The organism is Cyclobacterium lianum (assembly GCF_900143075.1).
Classification (GTDB): domain Bacteria; phylum Bacteroidota; class Bacteroidia; order Cytophagales; family Cyclobacteriaceae; genus Cyclobacterium; species Cyclobacterium lianum.
The window spans coordinates 162,294-177,054 of sequence record NZ_FRCY01000005.1 but is presented as its reverse complement, the minus strand read 5'-3'; the positions used below and the strand labels follow the sequence as shown (position 1 = coordinate 177,054).

General features: G+C 47.8%; 9 protein-coding genes. 1 reads left to right on the top strand and 8 read right to left on the bottom strand.

What is annotated here, in order from left to right; translation table 11 throughout:
* Positions 1-15 precede the first annotated feature (15 nt).
* The gene (miaA, locus tag BUB19_RS09960; RefSeq protein ID WP_073094391.1) at positions 16-930 is read left to right on the top strand and encodes a tRNA (adenosine(37)-N6)-dimethylallyltransferase MiaA; all 915 of its coding nucleotides are present in this window, start codon (positions 16-18) and stop codon (positions 928-930) included.
* Here the strand turns inward: miaA and BUB19_RS09955 are convergent.
* The 8 genes from BUB19_RS09955 to BUB19_RS09915 form a co-directional block, all read right to left on the bottom strand.
* Entirely contained in the window at positions 915-1,277 is a 363-nt protein-coding gene (locus tag BUB19_RS09955) for a hypothetical protein (RefSeq protein ID WP_073094390.1), read from the bottom strand. The two genes, miaA and BUB19_RS09955, sit on opposite strands and share 16 nt — an antisense overlap.
* A 1-nt stretch (position 1,278) precedes the next feature.
* Positions 1,279-2,253, bottom strand: a complete 975-nt coding sequence (gene pfkA, locus BUB19_RS09950; RefSeq protein ID WP_073094389.1) for a 6-phosphofructokinase — start codon at positions 2,251-2,253, stop codon at positions 1,279-1,281.
* Positions 2,254-2,414: 161 nt separating this feature from the next.
* Complete coding sequence (gene typA / locus BUB19_RS09945) at positions 2,415-4,223, bottom strand: translational GTPase TypA (RefSeq protein WP_073094388.1); 1,809 nt, start codon at positions 4,221-4,223, stop codon at positions 2,415-2,417.
* A 332-nt stretch (positions 4,224-4,555) separates the two neighbouring features.
* Complete coding sequence (gene ggt, locus BUB19_RS09940; RefSeq protein WP_073094387.1) at positions 4,556-6,259, bottom strand: gamma-glutamyltransferase; 1,704 nt, start codon at positions 6,257-6,259, stop codon at positions 4,556-4,558.
* Positions 6,260-6,383: 124 nt separating this feature from the next.
* Positions 6,384-7,859 carry a SusD/RagB family nutrient-binding outer membrane lipoprotein gene (locus tag BUB19_RS09935; RefSeq protein ID WP_084097165.1) on the bottom strand — a complete coding sequence of 492 codons (1,476 nt, stop codon included), beginning with the start codon at positions 7,857-7,859 and terminating at the stop codon, positions 6,384-6,386.
* 1 nt (position 7,860) lies between these two features.
* Entirely contained in the window at positions 7,861-11,118 is a 3,258-nt protein-coding gene (locus BUB19_RS09930; RefSeq protein WP_084097163.1) for a SusC/RagA family TonB-linked outer membrane protein, read from the bottom strand.
* A 692-nt stretch (positions 11,119-11,810) separates the two neighbouring features.
* Entirely contained in the window at positions 11,811-12,245 is a 435-nt protein-coding gene (locus BUB19_RS09920; RefSeq protein ID WP_073094385.1) for a hypothetical protein, read from the bottom strand.
* Between the two features lie 296 nt (positions 12,246-12,541).
* Complete coding sequence (locus BUB19_RS09915) at positions 12,542-14,695, bottom strand: TIM-barrel domain-containing protein (RefSeq protein ID WP_073094384.1); 2,154 nt, start codon at positions 14,693-14,695, stop codon at positions 12,542-12,544.
* Positions 14,696-14,761 lie beyond the last annotated feature (66 nt).

The following is a 14,761-nucleotide window of genomic DNA, read 5'->3' as shown; positions in this document are numbered from 1 at the left end:
CAGGTTTCACAAAATTTGACTCCCATCAACAAAATACTTTTAGTCGTCGCCGGTCCAACTGCTGTAGGCAAAACTGATTTGTGCATAAATTTAGCCAAAAAATTTAATACTGCTATTATATCATCGGATAGTAGACAATTTTTTCGGGAAATGAATGTAGGTACTGCCAAACCCACAAAAAAAAACCTGGAGGAAGCCGATCATTACCTTATCGACAACAAGTCCATTCACGATAGCTATGACGTAAAAGCCTTTGAAAAAGATGCCCTGGTATTGATAGAGCGGCTATTTAACGAGATGGATATGATTATCCTAACAGGAGGATCGGGTTTATACATCGATGCAGTGGTGGGTGGACTTGATGAAATGCCCCCGGCACAACCCCAGATCCGGGAACAGCTAAATCTTGACTACCGAAGGATTGGACTGGTCTATCTGCAAAAAAAATTATTGGAACTGGATCCTGACTATTACGCTAAGGTAGATCTGAACAATCCCCAAAGACTGATCAGGGCGCTGGAAGTCTGCCTGAGCACCGGTAAACCATACAGTCATTACCGGGTTAGGGAAAGGAAGCAAAGACCGTTCAGGACGATAAAATTGGCACTATGCAGGGAGAGGGAAGAGCTATACTCCCGTATAGAGCAGCGAATGGATGCCATGATCCGGCAGGGGTTGTTTGAAGAAGCCGCCGGCTTGTACCCATACAGGCGCTTGAATGCGCTGCAGACCGTTGGTTATCAGGAGATCTTCGGCTACATGGAGGGGGACTATGACAAAACAGAGGCGATCAGGCTGCTCAAGCGAAATTCAAGAAGGTATGCCAAACGGCAATTGACCTGGTTCAGGAGAGATCCTGACTATACCTGGTTTCACCCGGAGAAAAGTACAGAGATCATATCCTGGGTAACCGCTCAGATGAGCCGGTGACCGGTCAGCCGGGCAGCAAAGGAATAGGGCTTGCTCTTCAGCAGCTGATTGTGCTCCCGTCTGAGTTGTTTCATTTGACGAATTTTTCTTCCGGCCAAAGCAATAGTGTCCGAAGAATTCGCTGCCTGTGGTGATTGGCGTATTGCCGCAAACCTTTCCTCAGCCCAATCAAGATCACTTTCACCTTCAACTTTCTGCTCGTTATGGCTTAATTGATCCAGTACCTGAAAAATCTCTGCCAGTCCGGCCTGTATGGTTTTCTTTTTTTGTGAGAGGTTGTAATGCACAAGGATGATAAAAAGGAAAACAAAACCGCCCAGAGATATGAATATCGGTATAAAGCCCATGTCAGATGCTCAGCAGCTCCTGAAGCCTGAGGTACTCGTCTTTCAGGGGTTTACTCTTGTTGATACATGCATCGAAGGGAGAATAGATGACCTGGTCATTTATAATTCCTGCCATGCAGTTAGACTCTCCCTTAAGCAGACCTTCTACAGCCGCCATTCCACTCCTGCTACCCAATATCCTGTCCTTTGCTGTCGGGCTGCCTCCTCTTTGGATGTGTCCCAAAGTAGTCACCTTAAATTCCTTGTCTTCTCCCTTAAATCGGGACTTGACCTTGTCCATGATTTCGGCAGCACCACCCTCTTCGTCTCCTTCTGCCACGATCACGATACTGGATGTTTTGGATTTTCTTAGTCCTTTCAGAGACTTGACCACCTCGTCTATGGTCGTGGTGGTTTCAGGTACCATGACCAGCTCCGCACCTCCTCCTATGCCACACTCTATGGCGATATATCCGCTATCTCTTCCCATCACCTCTATAAAAAAGATACGGTCATGCGCAGCGGCGGTATCCCGGATCTTATCGATGGCTTCCAGGGCGGTGTTTACCGCCGTATCAAAACCAATGGTGTAATCTGTGCCAAAAATATCATTGTCAATGGTGCCAGGGCAGCCTACTGTGGGCAATCCAAACTCCTCGAAGAAAATTTTGGCCCCGGTGAATGTGCCGTCGCCACCTATGGCTACCAAACCCTCTATACCATGTTTGCTGAGCTCCTCATAGGCTTTTTTCCTCCCCTCTTTTGTGCGGAATGCTTCACTCCGCGCTGATTTCAGGATGGTTCCTCCTCGCTGCAAAATATTGCTGACCGAATGTGACTGCATTTTCCTGATGTTGCCATGGATCATTCCATCATACCCATACATGATGCCATACACATCAATTTCATGGTAAATACCAGTTCTGACTACCGCCCTGATACAGGCATTCATACCGGGTGAATCTCCTCCTGAGGTAAATACTGCAATTTTCTTCATGGTCTTTTCTATAGTATGCTTTCCACCAGGGAGCCTGAATAGGCACTTTTCCCTGCGGGACTATTCATTCATTTATGCCTGTAAATTTAAGTAAATATGGGCAATCACTGCTGCAGAATTAAAAAAAGGATGGAAAATTAATTCCATCCTTTCCCTAAGCTTTAGGCGTCCTGCATTTTTGCAGCTTTATTGCGTTCGTTTTCATTCAGGTGGATTTTCCGCATCCTGATATTTTTTGGGGTTACCTCCAGGTATTCATCCTTTTGGATATACTCCATGGCTTCTTCCAGAGAGAATTTTCTGGCCGGCGCAATTTTTGTATTGGTATCCGAACCTGAAGCCCGCATGTTGGTGAGCTGCTTGCCCTTCTGCACATTGACGACAATGTCATTGTCCCGGGAGTGCTCGCCAATTACCTGTCCGGCATACAACTCTTCCCCTGGGTCTACAAAAAAGAAGCCCCTGTCTTGTAATTTATCTATGGCATAAGCTGTGCAGGCACCGCCTTCCATAGAAATCAGGGAGCCATTGACCCGGCCGGGGATGGGACCCTTGAACGGTTCGTAGGCCGAAAATCGGTGATTCATAATGGCTTCCCCCTGTGTGGCGGTCAATACATTGTTTCGCAAACCAATGAGACCTCTGGAGGGAATCTTAAATTCCAGGTGCTGCAGGTCACCTTTTGGCTCCATGACCAGTAGCTCACCCTTACGCTGGGTAGCCAGCTCGATCACCTTGCCGGCGGAAGTATCCGGTACATCTACCACCAAAGTCTCGATAGGTTCGTATTTTTGCCCGTCAATGGTCTTGTACAGTACCTGAGGCTGTCCTACCTGTATTTCGTATCCTTCCCTGCGCATGGTCTCTATCAAAACCGACAAGTGGAGTATGCCTCTTCCATACACCAGAAACTTATCCTCGCTGTCCGTGGGTTCCACCCGCAGGGCCAGGTTCTTTTCCGTCTCCTTCATCAATCGATCCCTCAGGTGCCGGGAGGTGACGAATTTGCCTTCCTTACCAAAAAAGGGAGAATTGTTGATGGTGAAAAGCATGTTCATGGTAGGCTCATCAATGGTGATCCTGGGTAGTGCTTCCGGGTTTTCCAGGTCTGCCACGGTATCGCCAATGTCAAAGCCCTCTATGCCGGTTATGGCGCAGATGTCTCCGGGCTGTACTTCTGACACCTTATTTTTGCCAAGGCCTTCAAATACATGGACCTCCTTTACTTTTACCCGTTTCGTGCTCCCGTCTGCTTTGCAGAGCGCATATTGCTGGCCTTCGATGATATGGCCTCTTTTTACCCGCCCAATCGCAATTCTGCCTACAAAGTTTGAATAATCCAGAGAGGTGATCTGCATTTGTGTGGTGCCCTCCTCGATTTTAGGCTCGGGGATGTATTTTACAATGGCGTCCAGTAGGGGGATAATGGAATCTGTAGGCTTTTTCCAGTCAGGTCCCATCCAGTTATTTTTGGCAGAACCGTAAAGGGTGTGAAACTCCAACTGCTCTTCCGTAGCATCCAGATTAAACATCAGTTCAAAGACGGCTTCCTGCACTTCATCGGGCCGGCAATTTTCTTTATCGACTTTGTTGATCACCACGATAGGCGTGAGCCCCAGTTCCAGGGCTTTGCCCAGGACAAAACGGGTTTGGGGCATGGGGCCCTCAAATGCATCTACTAGCAAAATAACCCCGTCGGCCATTTTTAATACCCGCTCCACTTCACCACCGAAATCGGCGTGACCTGGAGTGTCTATGATGTTTATCTTGATATCCTGATACCTGACCGATACATTTTTGGATAGAATGGTGATGCCCCGTTCACGTTCGAGGTCATTGTTGTCCAGGATCAGGTCTTCGAATTGCTGGTTTTCCCTGAAGATTTTTGAGGCGTGGATGATTTTGTCTACCAGGGTTGTTTTGCCATGGTCAACGTGTGCGATAATCGCAATATTACGGATACTCTGCATGTGAAATTGAATTAAGGTGCAAAAGTATGAATTTTATTTAGAAAATTTATTGAAATCATTGGATTTTAGCTGTTTGAAAATTTCAGCAACAGAAAATGAGAATCTGATTTCGGGGAAATATCTTGTTTAAAGCATTTTTGCCTATCCCGATCCATGCAATAAATTTGCCAACTGACGATAAAAAATACAGGTATACCAATTCCGGAGTCCCTTTGGTATACCTGCAGTCAGTTCAACGGAGTACATTTTTGCGTTACACCATTACTCTCATTGTGCTACGCCTGAAATTGGGCCTTGTACTTCAGCTTTGGATGGCCTTTCCAGGCAGTGCCTTAAAAGCCCCCGGCATAGCCATCTTTCCGCGATTCGGAAGCACCGTAGTAAACCTTGTTTTCGTAATCGTACATGATCCCCTGGTATCCTCCAAAGCCATCCGGCCTGCCGTATTTTACGTCATGTCCCAGCTTGATCAGACTTCTGATTTCTTCGTAATCGATGCCATATTCCAGGTACAACGTCCCGCCATCTTCCATCACAGAGCCGGTGGGTTCAGATGATCCGGTATGGTTGATACGTGGTGCATCTCCTGCCTCCTGCACGTTCATGCCAAAATCAATCATATTGATTACGATCTGAGCGTGCCCCTGCGGCTGAATGGCTCCGCCCATCAACCCAAAACTCATAAAAGGCTTGCCATCCCGGGTAATAAAGGCTGGAATAATGGTGTGAAAGGGTCGTTTTCCAGGTTCGAAGGCATTGAAATGCCCGCTATCCCTGACATTGAACATCTGTCCCCGGTTGTGCAGGCCAAAACCGAGCCCTGTAGGTACCATACCCGAACCCATACCTCCATAATTGCTTTGAATAAGGCTTACCATATTGCCCTCCTTGTCTGCTGTGGTCAGGTAAATGGTGCTGCCCTGATTGAGCTCGCCGGCATCCAGTGTGGTGGCCGCAGCATTGGGGTCGATCAGGCTTCTTCGCCGTTCTGCGTACTCCTTGGAAATCAATTCCTCAACAGGAATGTCATTGAAATCCATATCGGCGTAATATTTAGCCCGGTCTTCATAAGCCAGTTTTTTTGCTTCGGTAAAGGTGTGGATATAGTCTGCGCTACCGAAACCCATCGCGCTGAGGTCAAAACCTTCCAGTATATTCAGGATTTGCAGGGCTGCAATACCTTGGCCATTGGGTGGCAGCTCCCAGATATCGTAGCCTCTGTAATTGGTGGAGACAGGTTCTATCCATTCGGAGCGATGCTCAGCCAGGTCTTCGTAGGAAAGGAACCCTCCGTTTTCGTCCATATAAGCTGCTATGGTCCGGGCGATTTCTCCTTTATAAAATGCATCCCTGCCTCCTGCTGCGATCATGCTCAGGGTATTGGCCAAATCCGGATTTTTGAAAATTTCTCCCTTTTTCGGGGCTTGTCCATCGAAAGTAAAGGTTTCCCTGAACCCCGGATACTGAATTCTCCTTGGAACTTCACGTGCCCAGCGGGCGGCGATGATTTCACTCACCGGAAACCCCTCGATCGCATAATCGATGGCGGGCTGTAGGAGGTCTTTCATCGGAACAGATCCGAATCTTTCATGGAGCGTGTACCAGCCATCCACACAACCAGGTACAGATACCGGCAGCGGACCCAGATAGGGGATGACATTAAATCCTTTTTCCTGAAAATAGTCAATATCAAGACTTTTGGGTGAACGTCCGCTTCCATTGATCGCATGAAGCTTTTGTGATGCTTCATCCCAGACAATGGCAAATATATCGCCGCCGATACCGTTGCCGGTGGGTTCTACCAGACCCAGCACCGCATTGGCGGCAATGGCAGCATCTACCGCATTGCCCCCGTTTCTGAGCACCTCCAGGGCGGTCTCAGTAGCAAGAGGGTGACTGGTAGCAGCCATGCCATTTTTTGCGATGGTTTCTGATCTGGTTGCGAAGCTCTTGCCGGTACTTCTGATCTGGGCCTGAGCGGAAAGGTGAGGAATCATGCCGAAAAGAACCAGGCTGATTAGAATTGATTTTTTCATCTTTTTATCTGTTGATTTTTCGAGTGCTGTAGAATTTTTAACAGGTAAAAATCACCATTGCCCAGTGGGGCTAATGATGATTTCAGCCTTTTGATTTTGTATTTTTTGTAAAGTGCACGCTTGATCAGGGACTAACATTAACCGGTGTAGGGTTAAATAGGCCCGGGACGGGAGACGGTGCATTTGTATTGGAGTTGATCTCATTCTGGCTGTACAAAAATCTCTCCGGCAGGGCATTTCCCACATTAGGTGTAGGACGTACGCCTGCTTTCTCCATCCTTGTCCTCCTGATATCGATAAACCCAAGCTTTTGGCCGAAGAACGCCACATATCTTTCCAAAAGGATTTCATGGAGCAGGGATTCATTTTCATCCATTCCGGCTTTATACGCCATACCGCTTTCGGAAAAATCTGCGCGCTCATAGGGTTCATAGCGAAATGCCAGGGAGCCCTCACTGTAGCTGGGATGCATCGATGCACCCGATTGCAGGTAGGAACGGTAGGCATTTAACCGTTCCAGCCCTGTCTCAAAGCCCTCTGCTCTCATGCCCGCTTCGGCCTGGATCAGCAAATTTTCCTGATAGGTGATGAGGGGGAAGGAAGCATCCCGGGCAAAAATCCCGCTGTTACCCTCTTCACTCGAGGTGTTGGGCGTGATGTTGGCCAGGTTGTCCGTGTTCAGGAAATAATACTGAAACCGCGCCTCTTCGTTGGTTTTGGGGTTTCCTTTGTATGCCGCGTTTTCCGGATTAAGTATTTTGCTCAGGTAGGTATTCAGAGAGCTCATGTCACCTGATCGTCCCCGCTGCAGAAAAGCAAACATCAGGTTTTCATTGCTATTGATAACCGTGCCATGGGGGGCCATCAGGGAGTTTTCAGGACTGCTTATACCCAACGCGGCTTGCTCAAAGGCAGCAGGGTAGTTGCGTTGCTCCAGGTATAATCTTGCTTTGAGGGTATGGGCAACTTCAATCCATTTTTGACCGTCACCCTGCAAGAATATGTCGGCATCGGGAGAAACTGAACCCAGACCCGACTGAAGCAATTCCAGGGCTTCATCCAGCATCAACTGCAGGTTTTGGTACACCTCCTCCTGCGGATCAAATTTTGGATTTGGAAAGGTCCTGATATTTCCGGTTTCAGTAAACGGTATATCGCCCCAGCAGGCCGCTGCAGTGCCCAGGGCATGCGCCTGAATTACCTTCACGATGCCGATCATCAATCGGTTATCCAGGCCTTGTGATTTCTCAATGATGATATTGCCATTGTTTACAACTGCAGCATATATGTTTTCCCAGATTTGATCAAAAGTGGCACCGGTCGCATTGTAATTGCTGAAATCGGGGTACTGCCGGGCAATGCCCGTAAAATAACCCGACCACATGCCGGCCACCCGTGCCGTATGGCCCTCGTGAATGGACATGTCGGCCAGTTGTACACCAGTGAGCATCAGCTCAGCTGAAGCATCTGTAGGATTGTTGGGATCCGTGTTCAGGTCATCAACTACCGCTTCACAGGCGGTAAAGCCGGATATCAGTAGCAAGAGCAGGGACTTAATGTATGTGGATTTCATTTTCTTCAGCGTTTTTGAAATGTTCATTTTAATAATTTAACTTAATGGAAAACAAGAGGGAGCGGCTGCCCGGACTGTTGAAATAATCGTAGCCCCTTGCAAAAATATTTCCGGAGTAATTGGTGTCCGGGTCGATGCCGGAAACTCCTGTCCACAAAAGCAGGTTTCTTCCCGTAACGGAGATTTCAGCCGATTGAAACTTCGTCAAATTCCTGAATCCTGCGGAATTGATCAGATAGCTCAAAGTAACCGCTCTTAACCTTGTCCAGCTCCCATCTTCGATAAATTGTTCCGGTGCGGAACCCAATCCGCTTCCAAGGGAGGTGTAATAGGTCTGGTCCAGTAATACAGGGCCTCCTCCAAAATCATGAACATTACCTCTGACGATACTTCCCGCAGGGAATGTTTCTCCGGCATAATTGCTGAGTGCCTGGTCCAGCACTACTTCATTGCCTACATCTTCATGTGTGCCGAAGGTATACATCACACCCCTGGTCAACCCGAAAAAATCTCCTCCCTGAAACGTTTCAAAAAGAATGTCCAGACTGAGATTTCTATAGGATACCGTGGTGCCAAATCCTCCTCTCCAATCCGGGTTGGGATCACCTATCACGCCGGATGTGGGGGCGGCCATGGGGAAATTGTTTTCGTCCAGTACCAGAGACCCTGATGCATCCCGCTCAAATCTGCCACCCCAGAAGACACCGGCCTGGTAGCCTTCCACTGCACGCATATCGGCTCGGTCGGCTCTACCTGCCAGGATCAAAGATTCCGTTCCGGCAAGATTGGACACCGTGTTTCTGTTTCTGTTGAAATTGCCATTCAGACTCCATCTCAGGTCGGCCTTACTGATCAGGTCAATTCCCAGGTCGACCTCCCAGCCATTGTTTTCCAGTGTAGCCGCATTGGTGTACGTGGAGGCAAAACCCACTGAAGGCGCCAGCGAGACAGGTATAAGCAGATCTTCTACCGTGTTGGTATAGTAGGTGATGGATGTTCGGAGTTTGTTGTTCAAAAACCTCATGTCAGCACCGATCTCATATTCCGTTTTTCTTTCCGGCCGAAGTTCGGCATCACCCAGTTCGGTATCTATCAGGTATGCCCCGTTTCCGAATTGCGACCCATTGATGTTGTCTCCCCAGGGTGAGTTCGAAAACTCTGTTGCACTAAAGGTAGTGTTTGACCGGTAAGGGAGAGGCTGCACCCCCACTACACCATAGGATGCCCGTAGTTTTCCGAAATTGAAAAAAGATGCATTTTCGATGGCCTCCAGTTGAGAAAATTGCCAGGCAATGTCCGAAGAAGGATAGTAGAAAGTTTTATCGGACATTTCTCCAAAGGTAGAGGCCGACTCACCTGCCAGAGAAACGTTTATAAACAAGGCATCCCGGAGGCTCATGTTCAAATTGGAGTAGACCCGGGCTACCCGAACATTTCTCTGAAAATTTTCAGGCGTCCGGTTTTCTTCTGTGGCATTCGAAAAATTTGGAGGAGAATTAGGGATCAGGAAACTTCTCATCGATCCGCCGCTGGAAACAAATTTTCGGTCATTCACATTGAAACCCACAATGAGACTTGTAGAAATTGCGGGACTGATATTTTTGACAACTCTACCGATCAGGTCGAGGTTTACTTCAGACTCATTGGTGATTGATTCGGAATAGAAGCCTTCCCCGGACCCTGCGGAATCACTGATCGGAAAGTAGGCTTTTCGCTCGTCACTGTAGTTGTCTATGCCCAGTCTGGTGTTAAAGGTAAACCAATCTACGGGTTTGACCTCCAGATCAAAGCTATTGATGAATCGATGCACCAGAGAGGTATTTTCCGGTTCATACATGGTCCAAAGGGGATTATTGAAAATGGGGATGGGAGAATCTCCGAGGTACCGCCGGTAGGAGCGTTGGCGGTTTTCTATCGGGCTGGCGTTTGGTCCGGTATAGTAGCTGCCGATATAGTGTTCGTTGTTAAAATCCGGCGGAGTTCGCAAAAGGCCAAGTTGGGCACCTGATGTGTTGTTCCCCCTGCCTACGCGGTTGGAAAAACTCCTGGTATAGCCGGTTCGGTTTGTGATTTTAACAAAATCATTGAACTTCCTGCTGGTGTTCAGGCGAAGAGTGGTGCGGCGGTAATCGTTATTGCCACGCATCATACCCTGCTGATTCAGGTCTCCCACACTGAAATAATAATCAGACTTTTCATCTCCACCGCTGATGTTGATCGCATTGTCCATAAAGGTACCCGTACCATATATCTGGTCAAAATTGTGATCAACATAAGTCTCCCGGTTGTTTTTCTGAAGGATGGGGTAATATCGCGTACCATCCCGGGCTTCAAAAAAACGACCGCTTTCATCCAGCAGGTCTGCAGCGCCGGAGCGGTCAGCAATTTTGTCGCCCCAGGAATTGGGGTGGGTAGGGCTGTAGTTACCGTTTATTCCCTGCCCGAAATTACTCTGTCCGCTATGGAAGGTATTGACCCGGTCGAAAGAAAGGGTAGAGGAGATCCCGATATTTATTTTGTCCCCTTTTCTGCCGCTCTTGGTGTTGATGACGATAACCCCATTTGCGGCCCTCGAACCCCACAAAGCTGCCGCCGAGGCACCTTTCAGTACCTGGATAGAAGCGATATCATTCGGATTGATGTCATTTAGGCGGGATTGCTGCACCACCCCGCCGCCTCCGGCTCCTTCGATGGAATTGCTTATCGGCACACCATCCAAAATGATCAAAGGCTGGGTATTGCCAGTGATCGTGCTTTGACCGCGAATCTGAATCAATGCACCCGCACCAGGATCTGCTCCCTGGGCAGAAATCTGCAGACCGGAAGCTTTTCCGGCCATACCGGAAATCAAGTTTGCTTCGCCGGATTTCACGACACTCTCTGAGGATATTTTCGAGCTTGTGGCCGCCAGATTATCCGGATCCTCTTCAAAGTTCAGTGCTGTTACAACTACTTCGCCCAATAGCTTTGTTTCTTCTTCCATGGTGACATCTATGGTATTCGAAGACCCGATGGCAATTTCCTTCTTCAGAAAGCCAATAAAAGAGAAAACGAGGGTGCTTTTGTCTTGCGGTACGCTGATGGAATATTTCCCCTCCATATCGGAAATGCTCCCTGTCTGGGTTCCCTTGATCACTACACTTACGCCAGGAATGCCCTCACCGCTCTCGTCGGAAATGGTTCCGCTAATGTTTTTTTCCTGCGCCCGGCTGAGCAGCGGGCAAAGCAGTAGGAGGCAAAGGAAAACGTGTCTCCTGAATTTTAAATTTGGTAAACGATTCAACATAATTGTATTTGTTTGTGGTTAAGTATTGATTCAAATCAGGGTTCAGGAAAACCAGCAAGCTGTTTTACCAGCTTTACGGCCTGCGAGGTTATTTCGGGATGGGCATTTTACATTCAGTTTGCAGCCAGAAATTGGTCCAATAACCGGACATCAATATTGGCTGACTATTGAATGGGCGATTCAATTAATCGTTAACCAGGGAAAGGATAAAAAAAATGGATGGTATAAGCGGGATCGGGTCAGAAAGGCTGATAGAAGGTTTTCCAAAGCTGGATGCCTTCCACATTCCTCCTAAGCTGTTACAATTTGCGGGTATATTGTGGCAAGCTGTAGCCATAACATCTCAGCGCAAACGAAGTCTTGTATGTTTTACTGTCGTAAATATAGGTCACATACGAAAATAAAAAAAGCAAATCGCAATAAATAGATCTATTTTTTTAACCTAAAAACTCAATAAATATGTTAAAAATTTAATATATGGGTAAAAAATTAAGCAAATGTTTACTAATTTAATTATTTTATTTTGATATAAGTTTAAAATTTAACCAGTGGTCTTATGTGAGTGGAGTGGGAAGTTTGATACTGCAATGGCAAGCTGCAGTTATCCGGAAACGTCACTTCAGATAGAATAGAGCGGAAATAGGGGGCCTCACCTCTTACCGGGAGGAAACAAAAAACAAGTATATTGCGACTTATTTTATCTTAATAGGCCTGCTTTTTAATACCACATGACTTCCGGGAAAGCTGGTTTCCAAATCGTTTTCAGCAGTCACCAATATGACCGTAGGACGGTAGCTGGTGTTGGTTTCAAATGCGGCGTTCCCACGATTCCTGAAGATCCCACTATTGTTGGACAATTCCCCCAGCTTTTGTAAACCCTGATCAGTATCAATCCAGACCAGGTAATGCTTCTTTGGTGGAGATAGCCTCTCCGGTAAGGCAAGCTTGCTGACATTCAATTCGAGATCGTATCCTCCTGTTTTGTTTTTGCTTATTTTTGCGGCAGGCTCTGCTGCAGGAACTACAGCGGACACAGGAAAAGTGACTTTGGTAGAACAGGAGTTAATGCCTGAGAGAACAAGAAGCAGTCCAATCAGGAAAAAATTCTTTTGTAATATGACTTTCATAGAAGACAATTGATATTAGGTTAATCTTAGTTTAGTGAGACTTGCCTTACAGCATTGTCGTTTTTTAACTCATTTCATAGATGCTCCACAATTGATCACTTCCCGGTGACAGTGAGCCGCGCTGCAAGCTCGTCGGATTAGCCGCAGTAGAATGGCGACCATCACTTGTAGGCACTTCATTGATACAGATACATACTCGAATAACTAATTCTATTAAATATAGTTATTTGAATTCACTTTTTTTGCCTTATGCCGTCAAAATCTGGTGACCATCAGAAGCAGCATGGGTCGACAACCTATGGTTTGGTCATAAAAGTCCAGCTTACTTTACCGATATGGTCAGGTTTGCCCGCTTCCGCCCGGGAAATGCTGCCATTCCAGTTGCCATTTTCATCTTTTTCCACCCTGATTTCCCGCCAGGAATAGTCTCCCTTTTCATAGGCAAAGGAGACACCATCATCATCATACAGGTAAAAACTGGAAGCTGTTTCTCCGTAATGTCGGATTTCCAGGTCGAATGTTTCCCCCTCTCCAGGGGCATGCAGTCTGGGACCCGTCAGGGGGATGATTCCTCCTTCCCTGACAAATACAGGGATCTGGTCCAGACGTGCGGTAACAGTAATGATCTCACCGTTGCCTGCGTAGCTTCCATCGTAGAAGTCGTACCAATTGCCCTCCGGCAATATCACTTCTCTGGAGCTTTCACCCGCAAAAAAGGGTGCCACCAGAAGGGATGGACCTGCCATATATTGGTCTTTGATCTCCTTTTTTGTGGCTTCATCATAAGGGTTGGCCTCCAGGTCCACTTTCCGAATACCGTCTCCAGCGGGTTTTTCTACAAATCCGGGTTCCAGATTCATACCGCGAAAAGGAGGTATGCCTTCAAAATGATACCGTGCAAAACTGCTGTACCAGTACGGCATCATCTGCATGCGCAATAGTGCCATTGCTTTTACTTCGGATGCTACCTCCGGATAAGTCCAGGGCTTGGTACCACTGGCCCAGGCGTTGATCATGGCCATGGGGGAAAATACTACCGTTTGAAATCTCCGCAACCATTCCTCGGCAGAATCGGACGCCCTGGCTTCCGGCGTCCACAAAATGCCGGAAAATCCACTGTTGATAAGCGCAGTAATGAAATCCTTATGGTTGTTATAATCGTTGTACAAGACATAGGGGAAGCGTACACCTCCGCCATTGGAAGCCCTGACCAATCCGTAGGTTCTTCGGTTTTTGTCGCGGTAAAGACGGGCACTTTGCTTTTGTACCAACAGCCCGTAAGTCTGCCTGAGTTGTTCTGCAGCGAGCCCGGAGGGAAAAGACGCGACATCGGGCCACAGCCAGCGGTCATAGCCATCTACCTCATCAATCTTGTAGCCCGATACGCCAATGTCAACATGGTCTTTTTTGAATTTCTGCCAATAAATACGCTGTGCTTCCTGCATGGTCAGGTCCGGCACAGCCCCGGCCCATACCGTGTGGCTGCCATAATAGGGCGTTAGCTCCGAAAAAAAATCTGCATCCGGCGAGACATAAGGGTTGATCCAGAGGTTTAATCCTACCCCCTTTTTTTTCAGGCTGGCTACCAGCCCTTCAGGATCCGGAAACCGGCCCGGGTCCCAGTCGAAGGTATTGGGGTAAGACTTACTCAGCCAGCCGGGCTCCAGTCCGACAAAATCCAACGGGAAGCCTCGTTTTTCAAATTCATCTACTTCTGCGAGCACCTCGGCCTGATCATAAAGCCGGTGGACCCGCTGGGTAAAGCCTAATCCCCAGCGTGGTGGCAGGGGGCCTCCGCCATTGAACAGATTAAACCGCTGGACTGCTTTCAGTGGAGTGGGGCCTGCAAACAAATAAACTTCAACGCCATCGGCCGGAACAAGGATTTCTACTGCATCAGAATAAGGGCTGGCAGTCCAGTTCGGGTCTGTGTTTCGGTCCCGGGCCAGAGCGGGGTCCTTACTATCCAGCCGCGAGCCAGACCCTGCGTACACGTCAAGGTATCTTGCGGAATTGACAAATATTCCGTAGCCTCTGTCGGATACATAAAAGGGTACCGGGGCGTGAGTCCTGCCATTATCCACTCCTCCATAGTGGTCTACGTGAAGCCGAAGGATTCGGCCTCGCTGATGTACCGTTTTGAAGTTCAGGCCAAAACCGAATAACTGCTCCTCCCGCACCAAGGGAAATTTCAAATAGGTCTTGCCGTCGCTTTGTCTGGCAAGGGTCTCAGTGGAATCAAGGGGGAATGCCGCCTCACCCAATTTGGCGATGGCTTCCATCCTTGGCTCGGGAGTGGCTGCAGACAACAGATCGAAATCTTCGGGACTTCCTGTAATTCCCTTCCATATGCCAGGTGCTACTGGCTCCCAGCGAATCTCCTGAGCATAGCATATGGGAAAAAGATTGGTGAAGAAGAGGAGAATCATGACGAAAACGAAATATTTCATTGTTCAGGTGTCAGGTTAAGCAGGTGAATGTTTAGCACAAATCCGAAATTATAAAATAATCGGTAA

Bases quoted from the DNA above. Each gene is read 5' to 3' on its own strand.
- BUB19_RS09955 (WP_073094390.1), bottom strand. From the start codon at position 1,277: ATGGGCTTTATACCGATATTCATATCTCTGGGCGGTTTTGTTTTCCTT.
- pfkA (WP_073094389.1), bottom strand. From the start codon at position 2,253: ATGAAGAAAATTGCAGTATTTACCTCAGGAGGAGATTCACCCGGTATG.
- typA (WP_073094388.1), bottom strand. From the start codon at position 4,223: ATGCAGAGTATCCGTAATATTGCGATTATCGCACACGTTGACCATGGC.
- ggt (WP_073094387.1), bottom strand. From the start codon at position 6,259: ATGAAAAAATCAATTCTAATCAGCCTGGTTCTTTTCGGCATGATTCCT.
- BUB19_RS09935 (WP_084097165.1), bottom strand. From the start codon at position 7,859: ATGAACATTTCAAAAACGCTGAAGAAAATGAAATCCACATACATTAAG.
- BUB19_RS09930 (WP_084097163.1), bottom strand. From the start codon at position 11,118: ATGTTGAATCGTTTACCAAATTTAAAATTCAGGAGACACGTTTTCCTT.
- BUB19_RS09920 (WP_073094385.1), bottom strand. From the start codon at position 12,245: ATGAAAGTCATATTACAAAAGAATTTTTTCCTGATTGGACTGCTTCTT.
- BUB19_RS09915 (WP_073094384.1), bottom strand. From the start codon at position 14,695: ATGAAATATTTCGTTTTCGTCATGATTCTCCTCTTCTTCACCAATCTT.